This window comes from Vannielia sp. ABF1_015 (assembly GCF_056160745.1).
The window spans coordinates 357455-376232 of sequence record NZ_JBSWXT010000002.1 but is presented as its reverse complement, the minus strand read 5'-3'; the positions used below and the strand labels follow the sequence as shown (position 1 = coordinate 376232).

Below are 18778 nucleotides of genomic sequence, written 5' to 3'. Positions count from 1 at the left end.
TCCCACCACGCTGCTAGCCCATTGAGCTGGAACTCTTCTTGCCTCGCCGCTCGGCAAGCGCCGCATCGTGGCGATAGCTCCAAAACGCAATCCCCGCCCAACTCAGCACGTAAAACACGCCCACACCAATCACCACCTCACCGGGCAGCGGCCCCACGTCGGCCCGCGCAATCACCTGCTGCCAGCTCTCCACCGAGGTCGGGTGCACCACCAGCTTGCCACCATAGGCCAACGACTGAATCAGCAGGATCCACAGGTAGTTGCGCCTGATGCGCCGCCCCAGCGCCACGAACATCGACACATGGTAGCGCGGGCGCAGGTAATCCTCGCTGAGAACCTTCTGCCACTCATCCTCCATGTGCAGATCGCCGTCATATAGCATGGGGGCGTAGAAGTGGGTTTCCATCCACCGCGCCCGTGCCCGCCAGACGTTGAAGTAGCGATAGCGCCGGGCCTCCAGCATCAAAAACAACAGGATCAACACGCCCACAAGAACCAGCGGCAGCGGTGAGGCACCGGGCGAGGAAAACGAAATCGACAGCGCCACGCCCAGCGTGACCACCGCCCAGTTGGTGGTGGTATCGAGCCGGGTGCGCCAGATCGTGCTGCGATAAACCTCGCCGCGATAGAGATGCGCCAGCGCGGTGATCTCCGGGGAGGTCAGCGTCAGCCGCTCCTCGGTGCCGCGCCGCGCCTCCCGCGATGGGGCGGTGGTGGCGGGTGCTGTCATGGCGGCCTCCCTCCGCGATGGAGGGCCATTGTGCACAGGCGGAGGGCTTCGGTCAAAGTGGGCGGGCCGGGCCCACATGTCGCATTTCCCCCTGAGGTGGCGCAATCCGGCCTCGGTGCGGCCCCGCCATCGGCTATCAGGCTCAAAAGGCAACCCTTTTCAGGGAGAGGATTCGCATATGGTCGAAGCAGCGGCAGGCAGGCGGCGCGGGCGCTCGGGCGGCGGAGCGGCGCGCCGGGCCGAGCGGACGGGGATGAAGATCGAGGCGGCGAAGTTCATCACCCGCGCCATTCCCAATCTCGAAATCCTCAACGAGGAAGCGCTGGAGATCATCGAGGCCAACGCCGAAACGGTGCTCGAAGAGATTGGCGTGGCCTTCGTCGAAAATCCAAAGGCGCTGGAGCGCTGGCGCGAGGCCGGGGCCACCGTTGAGGGCGAGCGCGTCCACATTCCCCGTGGCCTTGCCCGCAAGCTCTGCGCCACCGCGCCCGGCCAATTCACGCAAATCGCTCGCAACCCCGAGCGCAACGTCGAGATCGGCGGCAAGAACCTCGTGCTCGCTCCGGTCTACGGCCCGCCCTTCGTGCGCGACAATTCGGGCGGCCGCCGTTATGCCACGATGCATGATTTCAACTGCTTCGTGAAACTGGGCTACATGAGCAAATGGCTGCATCACTCTGGCGGCACGGTCTGTGAGCCAACCGATGTTCCCGTCGCCAAGCGCCACCTTGATATGCTGATGAGCCACATCACTCTCAGCGACAAACCCTTCATGGGCTCCGTCACCGAGCCGTCCCGCGCCGCCGATTCCGTCGCCATGGCCGACATTCTGTTTGGTGGCCTCGATGGGCGCTGCGCGATGACCTCGCTCATCAATATCAACTCGCCGCTCACCTTTGACTCGGTGATGATGGGCGCGCTGGAGGCCTATGCCGAGGCGGGGCAGGCCTGCATCATCTCGCCCTTCATCGTCGGCGGGGCGATGGCCCCCGTCTCGGTCGCCGGCACGCTCACCCAGGTGCTGGCCGAGGTGATGGCGGGCGTGGCCTATTCCCAGCTCATCAAACCCGGCGCGCCGGTGATCTTCGGCGCCTTCGTGACTTCGATCGACATGAACTCCGGCGCCCCCACCTTCGGCACCCCCGAGGCCTCGCAAGTTACCTATGGCGCGGGCCAGCTCGCCCGCCGCATGGGCCTGCCGTTCCGCTCCTCGGGCTCCTTCAACGGTTCCAAGCTGCCCGACGCGCAGGCGGCCTATGAAACCGCGAACTCGCTGAACATGGGCCTGCTCTCGGGCGTCAACTTCATGCTCCACGCTTGCGGCTGGCTCGAAGGCGGCCTCGTGTCGTCTTACGAAAAATTCGTGATGGACGCCGACCAACTCGGCATCCTCCACCGTCTCGCCGCGCCGGTGGCGGTGGATGACAACGGTCAGGCGATGGATGCCATCCGCGAAGTCGGCCCCGGCGGCCATTACCTCGGATGCGCCCATACCCAAGCCAACTACCAAACCGCCTTCTGGAAGTCCGAAGTGCTTGATTACAAACCTTTCGAGACCTGGGAAGAGGAGGGCGGGCGCGATACCGCAGCCCTCGCCTCCGAGCGCGTCACCAAACTGCTCGCCGCCTACGAGGCCCCGCCGCTCGACGCCGGCATCCGCGAAGAGCTCGAGTCCTTCGTCGCCAAGCGCAAGGAAGTGCTGCCGGACTCCATGTCGTAATCGTTGTTGATACAGAGCACCGAGGCGGAGAGAACTTGTGCTCTTAAGCCCCTCATATCCAAAAGCAATCCACGGCAAATGGATATGAGGTATCCGCCTACGGCACCCGCACCAGCCGCCTAGTGGCGCTGGCATAGGCTGCGCCAGACAGCGCGCAGCCGTGCAATCTGACAGAGCCTGGCACCGCATGTGAGGCGGCCTGCAGCTGTCTGGGCGTCAGCTTTCCACCGGCCCCTGCGGCAGCAGTCGGGCCTCGGCCATCAGCGCGATCATCACCTCAACGTGGCGAATGACCGAATAGGTCGAAAGGCCCTCCTGCCGACCTTCCTCCATCGCGGCTTCGGTTTCCAGCAGGTCACGCACAGCGCGGGTCGGGGCGGGCAGGGTGGTGACGCGCATGATCCGCTTCAGGTCGCGGGTGCGGGAGTAGTCTGTCAGTCCGAGCCGCGCCGCGCGGATCAAAAGGCTTGGGCGGCGCAGGCCGCTGAGCGGGCCGAGGGTTTTGCGCTTCTGGTTTCCGGTTTTTGCGTCGCTGTTGCAGATGGGGGTGTCGTCGGCCATGGTCTATCTCCTGTGCTTGACCATCGCATCCTCACACAACCTAAGCGGGTGTTGCGCGATTTGTGGGAGAGCGCACGGACCTGCAGGCATTTCTCATCAATTTTAGACAATTCTTAGCCTTACGACGCATTGTTAACTTCTGGGTAACCAATTCGCCTCTAGGTTGTATATGCTGGAGACATATATAAAGAGTTAAGACTGCCGAAGGGGACGGACGGAATGACCGGAATTCACGGAGACGTGGAGGACTCCGAGATGGTGCCAGATTGGGTGCCCAGAAGTGCCTTGAACTACTTGAGCCATATCGAGGCAGGCCGGACGATCCGCGGGCTCGCGCGATCAGAAGGGGTACACGCCTCCACCATGCTCAGGCGGATCAGGCGGTTTGAACAGCGTCGTGATGACCCGCTTGTCGATGAGGCTCTTGCCAGCCTCGGGCAAGCTCACTTCAAGTTCAGCGACGCCACGGGGCAGACCCGGGCCGCCAAGGAGACCCTGACCATGAGCCGCCACTTCACCCCCGACCGCAAGATCTGTGACGAAGAAACCGTGGCCCGCGAAGGCCGCCGCATCCTGCGCCGCCTGTCCGAGAGCGGTGCGGTGCTCGCCATCGCAGCTGACATGGAAAAGGCCGCTGTTGTGCGCAGCCTCGCCGATGGCCGCTCAACGCGCACCGCGGTTGTCGACCGTGAAGTGGCCCAGGCCTTCGCGCTGAAAGAGTGGATTGCCCTGCGCAAGCCGGGCCGGGTGGCCAGCTATGCCATCACCGCTGCGGGCCGCACCGCACTCAAGCGGATGCTCGCTGAAACCGACTGCGGGGCAGGGGGCTTTGCCGAAGCGATGACACCCTTCGCCATGCAGCACGCCGATATGGAGGCACGTGACGCTGGCGAGGACCGGCCCCGCAAGATTCGCTACAACCGCGCCGAAAGCCCTGTCACCGCGCTTTCCCGCCGCCGCGAGAAAGATGGCAAACCCTTCCTCTCCGCCGATCTCGTCGCCGCTGCCGAGCGTCTGCGCGAAGACTTCGAGATGGCGCAGATGGGCCCGCGCGTTGCCCAGAACTGGGATAACTTCCTCACCGCAGGCACGCGCGGCCAGTTTGGCGGCTCCAGCGGCCCGGCCAATGGCCCGGCGGCCAGCCGTGAGCGCGTGGCGCAGGCCCTGCGCGATCTTGGCCCCGGCCTTGGTGATATGGTGCTGCGGTGCTGCTGCTTTCTCGAAGGGCTGGAGGCCGCAGAAAAGCGGATGGGCTGGTCTGCCCGGTCCGGAAAGATCGTGCTCCGTATCGCGCTGCAACGGCTTAAGCGCCACTATGAAGATGCCTACGGCCCCGAGGCACATATGATCGGCTGATCGCTCCGTTTAATGGATTGAGGTGAGCAGCCTCTTCCCCAGAAGCCCGCGCGGGGTGCGCCCTGCGCGGGTTTTTTAGCCAACCAGAGCCCCAACCGCGAAGGCCACAAGGCCGCAGAGGCACCCCACGCCCAGCACCTCTGCCAACGCCAGCCACAGCGCCTCGCCGGTGGCCCGGGCTCGCAAGGCACCAAGCGCGACCAGCGCTGCCAAGGACGCGGCAACAGAGGTGCCAAGGCTGCCCGCCTCCGGCCCGGCCAGCAAAAAGGGCAACAGTGGAACAAAGCCGAAGGCGATGAAGGCCAGAAAGGTCACAAGCCCATCCAGCGCGGGCTGAGCGCCGCGCATGTCGGGCATGGCCACGCCCGCGCCGGCCAGCAAGTCGGCCACAAGCGAGGGGCTTTCTTTCAAGTAGGCGGCGGCCTGCGCGGCTGTTTCTTCTTTCAGCCCCCGCGCCTGCAACATCCGCACGAGCGCTGCCGCATCCGCGCCTGCCAGCACCTGCGCCCGTTCTGTCCGGTAGAGCGCCCGCGCCGAGCGGGTCGATAGAAATTCGCCCAGCCCCATCGACACCCCATCGGCAAAGAGATTGGCCAGCCCGAAAACCAAAACCGCCAGCGCGCCAATCCCGGCCGCCCCGTCGGCCCCTGCGCCAGCAAAACCCGCCACAATGGCGAAGGTGGTGACGATGCCGTCATTGCCACCATAGGTGATCTGTTTGAGGTGTGGGGTCAGGCGCATGGCGGGAGGATGCCTCGCTTTATTGGTCAGAGCATCTGCAGCTTTGCTCAGCCCCGTGCATAGCACCTTGCGCGAGGTCAAGCGACGGGTGCCACCCAGCGCGCAGCGAGCAACATGCCACGCGCCGATCATAATCAAAAATTGCATGTGACGAGCAAGGCCATTAGATGGCCTTATGAACCTCACGCTCCGCCAACTTCGATACTTCGTGGCTCTTGCCGAAACCGGCAGCTTCGTGCGCGCCGCAGAAATCGTGCATGTCTCCCAGCCCGCCCTGAGCCAGCAAATCAAGGAAATGGAGAGCCAAACAGGGCTCCGCCTTGTGGAGCGCCAGCCACGCCGCGCGGTGCTCACCCCGGCTGGCCACGAGCTTCTCGCCCATGCCAAGGCGGTGCTAAAGGCGATGGACGCGCTGGAACAGGCCGCCCGCTGGCAGGAGGGGCTGGGCGGTCGGCTGTCTCTTGGGGTGATTCCCACCATCGCGCCCTACCTGTTGCCAGTCGCTCTGCCCCTGATCCGCTCACGCAACCTGCGGCTGGAGCTTCGCGTGCGCGAGGCCCAGACCGAGCGGGTGCTGGATGCGCTCGAAGCCGGGCGTCTGGACGCGGCGGTGGTTGCGCTGCCCTCGGGGCGTGCCGGGCTTGTGGAAGAAGAGCTATTCGAAGATCGCTTCCTGCTCGCAGGCAATGCCGCCACGCTGGCAGGGCAGGGCGCGGGCCTGCGCCCCGTGGCGCTCGATCCGGGCCGCCTGATGCTGCTTGAGGAGGGGCACTGCCTCGCCGATCAGGCGCTGGAGGTCTGCGCCCTGCGCCGCACCGATACCCGGGTCGATCTCGGTGCCTCCTCTCTCGCAACCCTCTCCGGCCTCGTGGCCGAGGGGTTTGGCTTTACCTTCCTGCCAGAGCTCGCCGCCGCAGCCGAATGCGCGGCCTCCCCCAATCTCGCCCTACGCCGCTTCGGTGCGCCCGAACCTGCCCGCCGCATCGGCCTGCTGCGCCGACGCACCGCGATGGATGACGGCTGGTTCAGCGGCCTTGCACAGATCCTCCGAGAAGCGGGGCAAACCCGGCTTGCGCAAGCCCCGGTGTGAGCCGGAGTGCGCGCCGCGTCAGGCCCTGAAATGCTTTGAAAGCTTCAACCCCTGGCCCTGATAGTTCGAGGCAATATCAGCGCCATAAAGCTGCTCAGGCCGCTCAGCCATGCGCTCATACACCAGCCTCCCCACAACCTGCCCATGCTCCAGCACGAACGGTGCCTCATGGCAGCGCACCTCCAGCACGCCCCGGGAGCCAGCGCCGCCCGACTCCGCGTGGCCGAATCCCGGGTCAAAGAAGCCCGCATAATGCACCCGAAATTCTCCAACCAATGCAAGGTAGGGGGCCATCTCGGCGGCATACATCGGCGGTATCGTCACCGCCTCGCGGCTGACCAGAATATAAAACGCGCCGGGATCAAGGATGATCCGGCGCTCGTCGGTCTCGATCCGCTCCCAGAACTCCGCCGCGCGGTATTCGCCGATCCGGTCAAGATCAATGATGCCGGTATGCGGCTTGGCGCGGTAGCCTACCAGCCCGGCCTCTCCCGGCTGCAGATCGACCGAAAAGCCGAGGCCCTCGTCGATCACCGCAGGTCCGTCCACCAGCGGCACCTCTTGGTGCAGGGCGCGCAGCGCGGCGTCATCCAGCACAGCTTGGCCCCGGCGAAAGCGCAGCTGGTTCAGCCGCATCCCGGGCCGCACCAGCACCGAAAAGCTGCGCGGGCAAATCTCTGCATAAAGCGGGCCTTCGTATCCCGCAGGCACCCTGTCGAATTCCACGCCTTCGTCGGTCACAAGCCGGGTCAGCAAATCGAGCCGCCCGGTGGAGCTCTTGGCATTGGCCACCGCCGTCAGCCCCGGCTCCAGCGCGAGGCTCTCCATCAGCGGTACAAGATAGACGCAGCCCTTTTCCAGCACCGCACCGCCTTCTAGCGAGACCTCATGCATCCCGAACTCATCCAGACGCTCCGAAACCTTGGCGCCCTTGCCCGGCAAAAAGGAGGCGCGCACCCGGTAAGCCACGGTTCCCAAACGCAAATCCAGACTAGCGGGTTGGATCTGGGCGTCACCCACTGCAGGTTCGCCGCGCAGGCTGCCCCGCGCGATCATCGCGGCAATCGCTTGTCCGGGCAGCACGCCCAAGGGCTCGTCGCTCACCTATCGCTCCCCTTCAAAGCGAACGCCCGCAACCCTTTCGGGTGCGGGCGTTCGTGAAACTGTTGGTCGGGCTAGCAGGACTTGAACCTGCGACCTTCCGTCCCCCAGACGGACGCGCTACCAGACTGCGCCATAGCCCGACGTTCGGGCTTTTTAGACGATTCTGCGTCCCATGCAAGGGGAGATCGGTTGCCCTCGTTTCTCCGCCGTTCGCTCATCCCATCCGCGCCCGCAACGCCAGCAAACGCTCGTAGAGCGGGAGGATCTGAGCCCGGTCAATGTCCGCCTCGGGCGTGGCGCTCGATGGCGGTGGCACAGGCATCTCCGTGTCAGGTGAAGCAGCGGCAGCAAAGTCTACCGGCGCGAGGGCAGGGGTGTCAGCCTCGTGCTCCACGCTCTCCTCAACCGCCTCGGTCTCCTCGGGCGGCTCACGGTCTGGCACAGACCCGGCTCCAACGCCCTCAAACCGCGCATCCTCCTTGGCTGTTGCCTCTGTCTCCGCCAACGGCGGCGGTCCGGGGGTGACGGGGGGGATGGTGGTTTCGCGCCCCTCCATCGGCTTGCGAATGAAGCTGGGCAGCTCCAGTTCGTCTTCGTCGTCACCGTCACCGTCCACGTCGCCGAAGATGTTGGCCTTCTGCTCCGGCGCAGCCTCCGCCTCGCCCGCATCAAGCACCAGCACTTCAGCAGCAGGCGCTGGCTCTTCGCCGGTGACATCCACCGCCTCGTCCGGCCCATCGCGCTGAATATGCACCTCGGCAGCCGGGGCGGGCTCCTCGCCCTCCATGCTGACGGCGCTATCGAATATATCGGGTTCCGGCTCCACAGCGGGTGCGGGCTCCTCGCCGGTCACATCCACCGCCTCGCCCGGTCCATCGCGCTGAATATGCAGCTCGGCAGCCGGGGCGGGCTCTTCGCCCTCCATGCTGACGGCACTGTCAAACACATCGGGCTCCGGCTCACTTACCGCAGGTGCTGGCTCTTCTCCGGCAACCTCCACGGCAGGCGCGGGCTCCTCCGGCGCCGGGTGTACATGCACCTCAGCCTCCGTCTCCGGCACCATGGCCGCCGCAGCTTCTAGGCCAGAGGCAGGAGGCTCCACCGCAGGCGCTTCGGCCCCGTCCACGGGGGGCGACAGCTCGGCCACCGCCTTAACACCGTTCTCGCGGATAAACTTCTGGGCCCCTTTGATCGTCAGCCCGTCTTCATGCAGCAGCTTGCGGATTCCGCCCAGCAATTCCATGTCGGCAGGGCGATAATAGCGCCGCCCTCCGGCGCGCTTCAGCGGTTTGACCTGCGAAAACTTGCTTTCCCAGAAGCGCAGAACATGGGTCTGCACGCCCAGCCAGTCGGCCACCTCGGAGATCGTGCGAAAGGCGTCGGGCGCTTTTCCCATGGGCTATCCCTTGCTCTGTTCCCTCGTGCCAGCCTGCGTCTGCGGCAGGATTACTTGCGGTTCCCGTCGGCCACGCGATCTTTCATCAGGTGCGAAGGGCGGAAGGTGAGAACACGGCGGGGGCTGATCGGAACTTCCTGTCCGGTCTTGGGGTTGCGGCCCACACGGGCGGCCTTTTCGCGCACCGAGAAGGTGCCAAAGGACGAGATCTTCACGCTCTCACCGGCCACCAGCGCGTCTGACATATAGGCCAGAACGCTCTCTACCAGCTGTGCGCTTTCGTTGCGGCTGAGGCCGACCTCGCGAAACACCGCTTCGCTCAAGTCCATCCGCGTCAGTGTCTTGCCGGCCATGTTCAGTCCCCCGTTGGTTTCGGGAGAGGATGGGGCAGAGGAAATTCCGAGTCAATATCAGCAGGTTGGAAGGTGCTGTTTATTCACTGGATTTAGCCGGTTCACGCCCCTCGGGGCTGGCGTGTTCACAGATTGTGCCGAAACGGGCTGCGTTGTGAGCATGGAATCAAGCGAAGGCCCGCCAATGGGCCGGCCTACCAGCGCAGCACCACCGCGCCCCACGCCAGACCGCCGCCGATGGCCTCGCAGACCACAACCTGCCCCGGCTGAATCTTGCCTTCGGCCACGCCCACCGACAGCGCCAGCGGGATCGAGGCGGCAGAGGTATTGCCGTGGTCCTGCACCGTCACCACCACCTTCTCCATAGGAAGGCCCATCTTCTTGGCGGTGGCGCTGATGATCCGCAGGTTGGCCTGATGTGGCACCAGCCAGTCCACGTCTCCACCAGCCAGCCCGGCCTTATCCAGCGCGGTATGCGCAGTGGCAGCAAGCTTCTCCACCGCGTGGCGGAACACTTCCTTGCCCTGCATCCGCAAAAAGCCGGTGGTGCGGGTGGCCGAGGGGCCGCCGTCAACATAGAGCAACTCACGATAGCGCCCGTCGCTGTTGAGGTCGGTCGCCAGCACGCCCCGGTCCTCCGAGGTGCCAGCGCCTTCTTCGGCCTCCAGCACCAGCGCCCCGGCGCCATCGCCAAACAGCACCGCTGTGGAGCGATCTTCCATGTCGAGGATGCGGCTGAAGGTTTCGGCGCCGATCACCAGCACCCGCTTGGCCTGACCACCCAGGATCAGCCCCTGCGCGTTGGACAAGGCAAAGACGAAGCCCGCGCACACTGCCTGGATGTCAAAGGCAAAGCCGTTCTCCATGCCCAGCTCGGCCTGTACCATCGTCGCGGCAGAGGGGAAGGTGAAATCGGCCGTTGAGGTGGCGACCACGATCGCGTCGATGTCCGAGGGCTCAAGCCCGGCCTGCGCCAGTGCGGCGCGCGCGGCCTTGGCGGCCATCTGGCTCGTGGTTTCGCCCGGCGCCGCAAAATGCCGCCGCTCAATGCCAGAACGCGAAACGATCCACTCGTTGGATGTATCCAGTCGATCCTCGAACCAAGCGTTCGGAACCACGCGGTCGGGCAGATAATGCCCGACGCCCTTTACAACGGCCCGAACCACCATGCTCTCAGCTGCCTCTTCTCATTCGTTATGCGGCGCATCCTGCCCCGCGTGGCCCACCGATGCAAGGCGTGCGGCGAGGCGCTCGGTAAAGCCCGACTGGGCCAGCTGGAAGGCCAGTTTGATCGCGGAGGAGACCCCGGTGGCATCAGCGCTACCGTGGCTTTTGACGACCGTGCCGTTCAGCCCAAGGAAGACGCCCCCGTTCACCCGGCGCGGGTCAATCCGCTTGTTGAGCCGCTTCAGCGAGGTCAGCGCCAGCAGGGCGGCAAGGCGCGAAAGCGGGGTGTGCTTGAAGGCCTGCCGCAGCAAGTCTCCGATCAGCTTGGCGGTGCCCTCACCGGTTTTCAGCGCGATATTGCCGGTAAACCCATCAGTAACGATCACATCAACCCGGTCACTCGGGATGTCGCCGCCCTCGACAAAGCCGACGAAGTCAAAGTCGTTCTTCACCGCCGCTTCGTCGATGAGGTCATGGGCCACCTTCAGCTCGGCGCGGCCCTTGGTTTCCTCGGTGCCGACATTGAGCAGCCCCACACGCGGGCGCGACAGCCCCATGCCGTTGCGGGCATAGCTCATGCCCATCAGAGCATATTGCAGCAAGTCCTGCTGGTCAGCACGAATATCGGCGCCAACGTCGAGCATGATGTTGAAGCCGTTGGGGTTGCGTGACGGCCAGAGGCAGGCAATGGCGGGGCGGTTCACGCCCTCGATCTTGCGCAGCCGCAGCATGCTCACAGCCATCAGCGCGCCGGTGTTGCCGCAGCTCACAGCCACAGCGGCCTCGCCCTTTTTGACGGCCTCGATGGTCGACCACATGGAGGTGCCCTTGCCGTGGCGCATCACGTGGCTGGGCTTGTCGTCCATCTGCACAACGCCCGTTGCATCACGAATCACAACGCGCGACGCCAGCCGCCGCTTCTCGATCAGCGGTCGCAGCTCGTCGGCAGGACCATGCAGGATGAAACCGATGTCGGGGTTCTTGTCTGCCGATTGCGCAATACCGGCCACAACGGCAGCCGGGCCGAGGTCTCCCCCCATCGCATCAACAGAAATGACAACCCGGCCCGAAAGGGCCGGGAGCATTGGAGCTTGGGTTTCGGCGGCGTCACTCATGTCCGCGCGCGCGATCCTTCACACTCAAGCAGCGTCTTCGTCGAAGTCGATCTCATCGGCCGCAGCGACAACTTCCTTGTCGGCATAGTGGCCGCAGGCACCGCACACGTGGTGCGGACGCTTGAGTTCGCCGCAGTTGGAGCACTCGGCGGGATTGTCGGCCACGAGCGCATCATGCGAACGGCGCATGTTGCGGCGCGACTTCGTGATCTTATTCTGAGGGACAGCCATGTCTCAACCTCGGGTCTGGGCAGGGCACATCATCTGCGGCCCCGGCGTCTTCGGGAATCTCGTCCGGCGCGTCATACGCCGCCCCGCAGCACCGATCAAGCGCCGATCCGCAGGGAGGCGGCAAAATACGAAAGTTTTCTTGAAAAGCAAGCCCGGAGTTTTGGTGGGCGAGCGGGCGTGGCACCCCGTTCTCAACGGCGGCACCCGGCCCTTTTGCCGACCTCACCTATCCGCCGCGAGCCAGCCGCATCAGCGAGGCTCCGCCGCCTGCCTACTCTTCCATCCGCTTCTTCAACTCGGCCAGCCCGGCAAAAGGCTTCACCTTCTCCTCGGTCATCGGCTCCGCGCCCGGCTCGGTAAACACCGCTTCCCCCAATTCCACGCCCTCGGCGCGGGGGAAAGCGGGCAGGGCAAGCGCAAGCGCCTCGCGCATCACCTCTGTCAAATCGAGCACGGCAGGCAGCGGCTCTGCCTCGTCATCCTCGCCCATCTCCGCCTCTTCCTCTTCGGGGAAGGAAAACTCGGCGAGGTAGCGGCGCACCACCTTCTCCTCGATCCGCGTTGTCACCGGCTCGAGTGTAACCACGCAGCTTTGCACAACCGTTGCACCCAGGTCCGCTTCCAGCGCCCAATCCTGTCGGCCCATGGGCGAGAGTGTTCCGGCAAAGCGCAGCTTGCGCAGGCCGAGCAGGCCCAGCCCGTCAGCGAACTTCGCAAGCTCGCCTTGCTCCGGCTCCAGCGCAAATCGCGTGGGCCGCTTCACAGGCAGGTCAGAGAGGCGGATCATGTCGGGATTCCCGGCCGGATCACGTGCAGAGACCATGTGCTTCCTTTCTTGATGTAGGCACCATCCTTCTGTAAGCCGATTACCAGACAAAAGAAACTGAGGCACGAGGGGAAGATGGCGGCTTTGTCGAGGGCAGGCTCCGGCGCAGCAAGAGGGCTGGTGCTTCTGGCACTTGTGCTGTCACTTGCGGCCTGCACGGCGCGCATGCGCAATCACGGCTACACGCCCTCCGATGCCGATCTTGCCGCGCTGCAAGTGGGTGTAGATACCCGCGAAAGCGTGATCGAGGCAGTGGGCTCGCCCGCGGGCTACGGCGTGTTGCGCGAAAGCGGCTATTACTACCTCTCCGCCCGGACCCGCACATGGGGGCCGCGCGAGCCCGAGTTTGTTGACCGTCAGCTTGTGGCAATCTCCTTCACCGAGGCTGGCCGCGTCAGCAATATCGAGCGGTTCACCCTGCGGGACGGCAATGTTGTGGCCCTGTCGCGGCGTGTGACCGTCAGCAACGTCAAGGGCGTCAGCTTCCTGCGCCAGCTGCTGGGCAACCTCGGGCGCTTCCAGGCTTCCGACTTCCTCGACTAAGCGAAATCCGCCCCAACCCGACGCATCTGCGGCAGGTTGGGGGCCAAGCTGCACTCACGCGTCCGGCTCAAACTCCAGCGCCACCCCGTTGATGCAATAGCGCAGCCCGGTCGGCTCCGGACCGTCAGGGAAAACATGGCCCAAATGCGCTTCGCAGCGCGCGCAATGCACCTCGGTGCGCGTCATGAAAAACTTGCGGTCCACGCTCTCACCCACTTGGGCACCCTCCTTCGGGGCCCAAAAGCTCGGCCAGCCGGTGCCGCTGTCAAATTTCTGACCTTGGTCAAAAAGCGGAGCGCCGCAGCAGGTGCAGGTAAAAACGCCCGGATCCTTGGGAAAGTCGTCATGTGTAAAGGCCCGCTCGGTGCCGTGCTTGCGCGTCACCTTATAGGCCAGATCGCCAAGCTGCGCCCGCCATTCCTCGTCCGTTTTCTCGATCTCGGCCATGCTCGCCCTTCCATATTCCCGTCACAACTTGCGCCTATCTTCGCGCCCAACCATATCTAGGGGCACACCCAGATTTCGCAAACACGCGAGGAGGCCGGGCAGATGAGGGCGCTGACAAAAGGCCGTTACCAGGTGCGACTGGCCGGGGAAGAAGATCTGCCTGCCATCTTCGCCCTGCGCGGCGCGGTGTTTCGCGGCGATGCCGACGCGCCAGACGCCGATGCCTTCGATGCCCGCGCGCTGCATGTGCTGGTCGAAGACCTGAGCCAGAACAAACTCGCCTGCTGCTTTCGCCTTCTGTCGCTCTCAGGTGGGGCCGAAATTGCCTCGGGCTACACCGCGCAGTTCTATGGCACCGCGCCGCTGGCCAGCTACGAAGGGCCGGTGCTGGAAATGGGCCGCTTTTGCATCAACCCCGATTTCCGGGGCGACCCCCATATTCTGCGCACCGCTTGGGTCGGCATGACCGATTATATCGACAGTCATGATGTGCGTTTTCTCTTCGGCTGCTCCTCCTTCCACGGCACGGATCTGTCGGAGCATCTGGATGCGCTCGCCCTGCTGCGGGCCCGCCACATCGGCCCGCCGGAGTGGCGGCCAGAGATAAAATCATCGCAGGTGCATCGCTTTGCCGATCTGCCCGACCACACCCCCGACAAGCGCCGCGCAACCCTGCAAATGCCGCCGTTGCTGCGCAGTTTCCTGATGCTGGGCGGCTGGGTTTCCGATCATGGGGTGGTGGATGAGGATCTTGGCACCTTCCACGTCTTCACCGGGCTGGAGATCGAGGCAATCCCCCCCAACCGCGCCGCCGCCTTCCGCGCCACCGTCTGATAGCCCCTCAGGTCGGGCCTCGTCCTGAAGCGCGGCACGCAAAAGAAAAGGCGCGAAGCCAAAGCCCCGCGCCCGTAGGGTGGGCAATCTGCCCACCACGGCAAAAGCCCTTAAGCCGCGACGGCCGCGTTGGCCTCTTTCAGCCAGTTCAGCACGGTCTCCGGCGAGCTCACGCCATACGGGTCTTCCCCGTGGTTGTCGCACAGCCCCGGCTCTTCAAACCACGCTTCCACCACGCCGTCCTTCACAACGGCCGCATAGCGCCACGAGCGCAGGCCAAAGCCGAGGTTGTCCTTGCGCACCAGCATCCCCATGCGGCGAGTGAACTCACCCGAGCCATCGGGGATGACCTGCACGTTCTCCAGCCCCTGCGCCTTGGCCCACTGGTTCATCACGAAGCTGTCGTTCACGCTCATGCAGTAGATCGCATCCACACCCTCGGCGGCGAAATCGGCAAATCCGTTCTCGAAACCGGGCAGCTGGTAAGTGGAGCAGGTGGGGGTAAAGGCACCGGGCAGGGAGAACAGCACCACGCGCTTGCCGGCGAAGTAATCCGCCGTTGTCTTGTCTTCCCAGCGGAACGGGTTGGGGCCGCCCGCGGCCTCGTCGCGCACGCGGGTGTGGAAGGTGACATCGGGAAGTTTCATTCCGGTTTTCATGGGCTTGCCTCGCATAGCTCGTCCGGCGCAACCCATAGCGAGAAGCAACCGGTCCTGTTTCATCCGATACGCCACCCCATCGGGGCGGCACTCCTCCTCGCGCTCTGCCTAGAACGATTCCAACGGCCCCGCAACCGCTCCACCGCAACCCATGCAGGCAACGCATGGCTTGCGCGGCGAGCGTCCCGCTGTAGACCGGGCGAGGGCGGCGCGGTAGCCTGCATCCATGCCCGTCACCTACCGCCCCGGCACCGCTGAAGACGCAACAGCCTGCGCCCGCATCATCCGCGCGTGGGGCGCAGAGGTGGATTGGATAGACCCGATGGATGCGCTGGAGCCGATGGCCGCGTTCTGGGCCGAGGTCTTTGCCGCGCACCCCACATGGATCGCCGAGGCGGCGGGCGAGGTCATCGGGTTCTCCAACCGGGAAGGCTACCACCTCTGCGGTCTCTACGTGGCCCGCGCCGCGCGGGGCAGGGGTGTTGGCCTCCAGCTGTTGACCCTTGCCCGCGCCGGCCAAAGCCAAATGATCGCATGGTCCTATGAAGAGAACCGCGCCGCCCGCCGCTTCTACCGCCGCGAGGGCTTTGTCGAGCTGTGTCGCGAGCGCGAGGAGGGCTCCGGGCTGATGAATGTCGAGCATCTCTGGACAAGCCCTGCCTAAGCCTCGCCCCAGCCCTGCACCCCGCGCATGGCCGCCGTCGCAGGCCCTTTCCCCGGGCCTGCCCACGCGCTATCTAGGGGCCAAACGCGCCCCGAAAGGCCCGACAAGATGACCGACCAAAGCCCACCCCGCCTGCGCCACCCCGAGAAGGCGAAGAAGCCCGACAATCCCCAGCCGAAAAAACCGGCTTGGATCCGGGTGAAGGCCCCGACCTCAAAGGGCTATGCTGCCACCGCCAAGATCATGCGCGAAAACCGCCTGACAACGGTGTGCGAAGAGGCGGGCTGCCCCAACGTGGGCGAGTGCTGGAGCCAGGGCCACGCCACCATGATGATCATGGGCGAGGTCTGCACCCGCGCCTGCACCTTCTGCAACATCGCCACCGGCAAGCCGCCCGAGGCGCTCGATGTGTTCGAGCCGGGCCGGGTGGCCGATGCGGTGAAGAAGCTGGGCCTCAACCACGTCGTCATCACCTCCGTGGACCGTGACGATGTGGAGGACGGCGGCGCAGAGCACTTCGCGATGACGATCCGCGCCATCCGCAAGCAGGCGCCCGGCACCACTATCGAAATTCTGACGCCCGATTTCATCCGCGCAGACCCCTCGGTGCTGGAAATCGTCGTGGAGGCCAAGCCTGACGTCTTCAACCACAACCTCGAAACCGTGCCCGGCCTCTACCCAGAGGTCCGCCCCGGTGCCCGCTATTTCCACTCCCTGCGCCTGCTGCAACGGGTGAAAGAGCTGGACCCGACGATGTTCACCAAGTCCGGCATCATGGTCGGCCTCGGGGAGGATCGGCAGGCGGTGATTCAGGTGATGGAAGACATGCGCGCCGCCGACATCGACTTTCTGACCATCGGCCAATACCTCCAGCCCACGCCCAAGCACCACGCGGTGGATCGCTTCGTGACGCCAGAGGAGTTCGCCGCCTACGAAAAAGCCGCCTACGGCAAGGGCTTCCTCATGGTCTCCGCCAGCCCGCTCACCCGGTCGAGTTATCACGCGGGGGATGACTTCGCCCGCCTGCGCGAGAACCGTCTGGCCAAACTCGCCGGAGCATGACGGGCAGGGGGCTCATCGCTGCGCTCGTCGCGAGCGCCACACTCTTCCCTTCGCTCATCGCCCCGGCAACGGGCCAGAGCGCCGGTGCAGGTTGGACGGTAAGCACCGATTCCGCCAAGGCCACATGCACCGCCGCACTGACCTCTGAGGAGGGCGCAGCGCTGGCCATCATCGCCCCCGCCGTGGCAGAGGCCAGCCCAGACACGCCGCCCTTCCGGCTTGACCTCTGGCTTTCTGCTGGTCTGCGCGAGCTGCTGCCGCTGCCCGATGGCGACACGGCCATGGCCTTCCGTCCGGCAGGCGCCGCCGCTGTGCAGCTCGAAGGCACCCTCGCCCCCGATGCCGCCTTCTGGCGCTTCTCGCACGCCTTCGCTTCGGTGCAGGACGCCGCCCGCTTCATGCTCGCCACCCGCGCCGGGCGGCTGACGATCTTTCATCCCGAGGCGGGTGTTCTAGCTGGCTTCGTGACTGAGGACGGGGCCGAAGAGGCGCTCGCCCTGCTGCTCGCTTGTGATCCCAGCCCGGAAGGCTTGCAATGAAGAGATGTCTCGCAGCCCTGCTGGGCCTCATCCTTACGGCTCCCGCCGCGCAGGCCGAGGGCTGGAAGCTCATCAAGCGCCCCGCCGCCGGGACCGGGGCGGGCGAATGCGCGCTCACCGCCACGGCCGACAATGGCGCCACCATCGAGCTTTCGATGTTCGATGACCGTGGGCGCAAATCCCGCTTCACCCTGATGATGCGGCTCGCCAAGGGCACCCGGGCCACCATCGGCGTGCCCGATGGCAAAACCTTCCTCTCCTTCGCCTCGCTGGGCAAAAGAAGCACGCCGATCACCGGCAGGCTCCGCAGTTGGGACGATCATGGGAGCTTCGTGCATTTCTTCGCGAGCCTCGATGACATGGAGCACTTCGTAAGCGAGATCTTCAAGGGCCCCACCGTCTTTGTGGCCCAGCCCGATGCCACGCCCCATATCGAACTGCTGGCCCGCTTTGCCGTGAGCGAGAGCGACGCGGCGATGAGCCGGCTCCTTTCCTGCAACTTCATGCCATAGGCCCCCATGACCACCGAGACCAAAGCCGCCGAACTCCTGCACCTGCGGGGCCAGAGCCTCACCAAGGGCGATCCGATAGCCCCGCCGATCACGTTGGCCTCCATGTATCACCTTCCCGGCGAGCCGGGCGGCGTGCCGGGCTATGGCCGCGCTGACCAGCCAACATGGGAAGCAACCGAACACCTGCTCTCGCATCTGGAGGACGCCCCCGCGCTGCTCTTCCCCTCTGGCATGGGCGCAATCTCGGCGGCGCTCTTTGCCACGCTCCACGCGGGCGACAAGCTGCTGGTGCCCTCGGATGGCTATTACAACGTGCGCAAGCTGGCCGATCTCTTCCTGAGCGGCCTCGGAGTGGAGGTCATCGAACGCCCCACAGCCGCCTTTGCCGAGGGCGGCTTCGAGGGCATTTCTGTCGTCTTCATCGAAACCCCCTCTAACCCCGGCCTTGATCTGGTGGACCTTGCCGCCACCTGCGAGGCCGTACGCGGGGCAGGGGGCATCACCGTGATTGACAACACCACGATGACCCCGCTCGGCCAACGCCCGTTGGAGCTGGGGGCCGATATGGTCGTCGCCTCCGATACCAAGGCCCCCGGCGGACATTCCGATAACCTGATGGGCCATGTCGCCAGCCGCGATCCCGCGCTGATGGAGCGCGTGCGCAGCTGGCGCACCGTTGCGGGCGGCATTCCCGGCCCCTTCGAGGCTTGGCTGCTTCACCGCAGCCTCGAAACCCTGCCGCTCCGCTTTGCAACCATGTGTGCCACGGCAGAGGCGCTGGCCCCCCGTCTCGCCGCCCACCCGGCCATCGCCCTCTGCCGTCACCCAAGCCTGCCCGGCGACCCTTCGCATAATCTCGCGGCCACTCAGATGGAAACCAACGGCTTCCTCATCGGCCTCACCCTCAAAGACGCCGCAATGGCCGAGGCTTTCATCGACGGCTGCCCCTTCCTGCGCCCCGCCACCTCCTTCGGCGGAGTCCATAGCTCTGCCGAACGCCGGGCGCGCTGGGGCGACGATGTTGCCCCCGGCTTCGTGCGGCTTTCAGTCGGCTGCGAGCCGCAAGAGCCGCTCTGGGCCGCTCTGAAAGAGGGGTTGGATAGGCTCTAACGTGATGTCGTTGCCATC

Annotated in this window: 22 protein-coding genes and 1 tRNA gene; 10 read left to right on the top strand and 13 right to left on the bottom strand. The window is 65.2% G+C overall.

Annotated elements, in window-relative coordinates; translation table 11 throughout:
- Positions 1 to 13: 13 nt before the first annotated feature.
- Positions 14 to 730, bottom strand: a complete 717-nt coding sequence (locus ACXAG6_RS14325) for a DUF2270 domain-containing protein (protein WP_475338410.1) — start codon at positions 728 to 730, stop codon at positions 14 to 16.
- Between the two features lie 178 nt (positions 731 to 908).
- Here ACXAG6_RS14325 and ACXAG6_RS14320 point away from each other — a divergent pair, with 178 nt between their 5' ends.
- Complete coding sequence (locus ACXAG6_RS14320; RefSeq protein WP_475338409.1) at positions 909 to 2450, top strand: trimethylamine methyltransferase family protein; 1542 nt, start codon at positions 909 to 911, stop codon at positions 2448 to 2450.
- A gap of 216 nt (positions 2451 to 2666) precedes the next feature.
- On the opposite strand, the gene ACXAG6_RS14315 is transcribed toward ACXAG6_RS14320, so the two are convergent.
- Positions 2667 to 3011 carry a DUF6477 family protein gene (locus tag ACXAG6_RS14315; protein ID WP_475338408.1) on the bottom strand — a complete coding sequence of 115 codons (345 nt, stop codon included), beginning with the start codon at positions 3009 to 3011 and terminating at the stop codon, positions 2667 to 2669.
- A 219-nt stretch (positions 3012 to 3230) separates the two neighbouring features.
- On the opposite strand from ACXAG6_RS14315, the gene ACXAG6_RS14310 reads away from it, so the two are divergent.
- Positions 3231 to 4367, top strand: coding sequence for a DUF6456 domain-containing protein (locus ACXAG6_RS14310; RefSeq protein WP_475338406.1), 1137 nt, complete (start codon positions 3231 to 3233; stop codon positions 4365 to 4367).
- 75 nt (positions 4368 to 4442) lie between these two features.
- Here ACXAG6_RS14310 and ACXAG6_RS14305 read toward each other — a convergent pair whose 3' ends face one another.
- On the bottom strand, positions 4443 to 5108 hold the full coding sequence (locus ACXAG6_RS14305; RefSeq protein WP_475338405.1) for a VIT1/CCC1 transporter family protein: 666 nt from the start codon (positions 5106 to 5108) through the stop codon (positions 4443 to 4445).
- Between the two features lie 175 nt (positions 5109 to 5283).
- On the opposite strand from ACXAG6_RS14305, the gene ACXAG6_RS14300 reads away from it, so the two are divergent.
- Positions 5284 to 6198 (top strand): hydrogen peroxide-inducible genes activator, encoded by a 915-nt coding sequence (locus tag ACXAG6_RS14300; protein ID WP_475338404.1) that lies wholly within the window; start codon positions 5284 to 5286, stop codon positions 6196 to 6198.
- 18 nt (positions 6199 to 6216) lie between these two features.
- Here the strand turns inward: ACXAG6_RS14300 and ACXAG6_RS14295 are convergent, their stop codons facing one another.
- The 8 genes from ACXAG6_RS14295 to ACXAG6_RS14260 all read right to left on the bottom strand — a co-directional run bounded on the left by ACXAG6_RS14295 (position 6217) and on the right by ACXAG6_RS14260 (position 12351).
- Positions 6217 to 7302 (bottom strand): 2'-deoxycytidine 5'-triphosphate deaminase, encoded by a 1086-nt coding sequence (locus tag ACXAG6_RS14295; protein WP_475338403.1) that lies wholly within the window; start codon positions 7300 to 7302, stop codon positions 6217 to 6219.
- 63 nt (positions 7303 to 7365) lie between these two features.
- A tRNA-Pro gene (locus ACXAG6_RS14290) sits at positions 7366 to 7442 on the bottom strand.
- Between the two features lie 74 nt (positions 7443 to 7516).
- Positions 7517 to 8698, bottom strand: a complete 1182-nt coding sequence (locus tag ACXAG6_RS14285; RefSeq protein WP_475338401.1) for a MerR family transcriptional regulator — start codon at positions 8696 to 8698, stop codon at positions 7517 to 7519.
- 50 nt (positions 8699 to 8748) lie between these two features.
- Positions 8749 to 9051: an integration host factor subunit alpha gene (gene ihfA / locus ACXAG6_RS14280; RefSeq protein ID WP_140014056.1), complete on the bottom strand. Its 303-nt coding sequence runs from the start codon at positions 9049 to 9051 to the stop codon at positions 8749 to 8751.
- A 194-nt stretch (positions 9052 to 9245) separates the two neighbouring features.
- Positions 9246 to 10220, bottom strand: a complete 975-nt coding sequence (locus tag ACXAG6_RS14275; RefSeq protein WP_475338400.1) for a beta-ketoacyl-ACP synthase III — start codon at positions 10218 to 10220, stop codon at positions 9246 to 9248.
- A gap of 18 nt (positions 10221 to 10238) precedes the next feature.
- On the bottom strand, positions 10239 to 11333 hold the full coding sequence (plsX, locus tag ACXAG6_RS14270) for a phosphate acyltransferase PlsX (RefSeq protein ID WP_140014058.1): 1095 nt from the start codon (positions 11331 to 11333) through the stop codon (positions 10239 to 10241).
- Positions 11334 to 11357: 24 nt separating this feature from the next.
- Positions 11358 to 11564 carry a 50S ribosomal protein L32 gene (rpmF, locus tag ACXAG6_RS14265; RefSeq protein WP_140014059.1) on the bottom strand — a complete coding sequence of 69 codons (207 nt, stop codon included), beginning with the start codon at positions 11562 to 11564 and terminating at the stop codon, positions 11358 to 11360.
- Between the two features lie 271 nt (positions 11565 to 11835).
- Positions 11836 to 12351 (bottom strand): YceD family protein, encoded by a 516-nt coding sequence (locus ACXAG6_RS14260; RefSeq protein WP_475338398.1) that lies wholly within the window; start codon positions 12349 to 12351, stop codon positions 11836 to 11838.
- Between the two features lie 159 nt (positions 12352 to 12510).
- On the opposite strand from ACXAG6_RS14260, the gene ACXAG6_RS14255 reads away from it, so the two are divergent.
- Positions 12511 to 12933, top strand: coding sequence for an outer membrane protein assembly factor BamE (locus tag ACXAG6_RS14255; protein ID WP_254695475.1), 423 nt, complete (start codon positions 12511 to 12513; stop codon positions 12931 to 12933).
- A gap of 54 nt (positions 12934 to 12987) precedes the next feature.
- Here ACXAG6_RS14255 and msrB read toward each other — a convergent pair whose 3' ends face one another.
- Complete coding sequence (gene msrB, locus ACXAG6_RS14250; protein ID WP_140014062.1) at positions 12988 to 13380, bottom strand: peptide-methionine (R)-S-oxide reductase MsrB; 393 nt, start codon at positions 13378 to 13380, stop codon at positions 12988 to 12990.
- Positions 13381 to 13482: 102 nt separating this feature from the next.
- On the opposite strand from msrB, the gene ACXAG6_RS14245 reads away from it, so the two are divergent.
- Positions 13483 to 14214, top strand: a complete 732-nt coding sequence (locus ACXAG6_RS14245; protein WP_475338397.1) for a GNAT family N-acetyltransferase — start codon at positions 13483 to 13485, stop codon at positions 14212 to 14214.
- Positions 14215 to 14324: 110 nt separating this feature from the next.
- On the opposite strand, the gene ACXAG6_RS14240 is transcribed toward ACXAG6_RS14245, so the two are convergent.
- Positions 14325 to 14873 (bottom strand): redoxin family protein, encoded by a 549-nt coding sequence (locus ACXAG6_RS14240; protein WP_475338396.1) that lies wholly within the window; start codon positions 14871 to 14873, stop codon positions 14325 to 14327.
- A 226-nt stretch (positions 14874 to 15099) separates the two neighbouring features.
- Between ACXAG6_RS14240 and ACXAG6_RS14235 the strand changes: the two genes are divergently transcribed.
- From ACXAG6_RS14235 to ACXAG6_RS14215, 5 genes are all read left to right on the top strand, one after another.
- The gene (locus ACXAG6_RS14235; RefSeq protein WP_475338395.1) at positions 15100 to 15537 is read left to right on the top strand and encodes an N-acetyltransferase family protein; all 438 of its coding nucleotides are present in this window, start codon (positions 15100 to 15102) and stop codon (positions 15535 to 15537) included.
- Positions 15538 to 15645: 108 nt separating this feature from the next.
- Positions 15646 to 16599: a lipoyl synthase gene (lipA, locus tag ACXAG6_RS14230; RefSeq protein WP_475338393.1), complete on the top strand. Its 954-nt coding sequence runs from the start codon at positions 15646 to 15648 to the stop codon at positions 16597 to 16599.
- Positions 16596 to 17138 carry a hypothetical protein gene (locus ACXAG6_RS14225; protein ID WP_475338392.1) on the top strand — a complete coding sequence of 181 codons (543 nt, stop codon included), beginning with the start codon at positions 16596 to 16598 and terminating at the stop codon, positions 17136 to 17138. Before lipA ends, ACXAG6_RS14225 begins: the two co-directional genes overlap by 4 nt.
- Positions 17135 to 17650, top strand: a complete 516-nt coding sequence (locus ACXAG6_RS14220) for a hypothetical protein (protein ID WP_475338391.1) — start codon at positions 17135 to 17137, stop codon at positions 17648 to 17650. Before ACXAG6_RS14225 ends, ACXAG6_RS14220 begins: the two co-directional genes overlap by 4 nt.
- A gap of 6 nt (positions 17651 to 17656) precedes the next feature.
- Positions 17657 to 18760 carry a cystathionine gamma-lyase gene (locus ACXAG6_RS14215; protein WP_475338389.1) on the top strand — a complete coding sequence of 368 codons (1104 nt, stop codon included), beginning with the start codon at positions 17657 to 17659 and terminating at the stop codon, positions 18758 to 18760.
- The last annotated feature ends 18 nt before the right edge of the window (positions 18761 to 18778 follow it).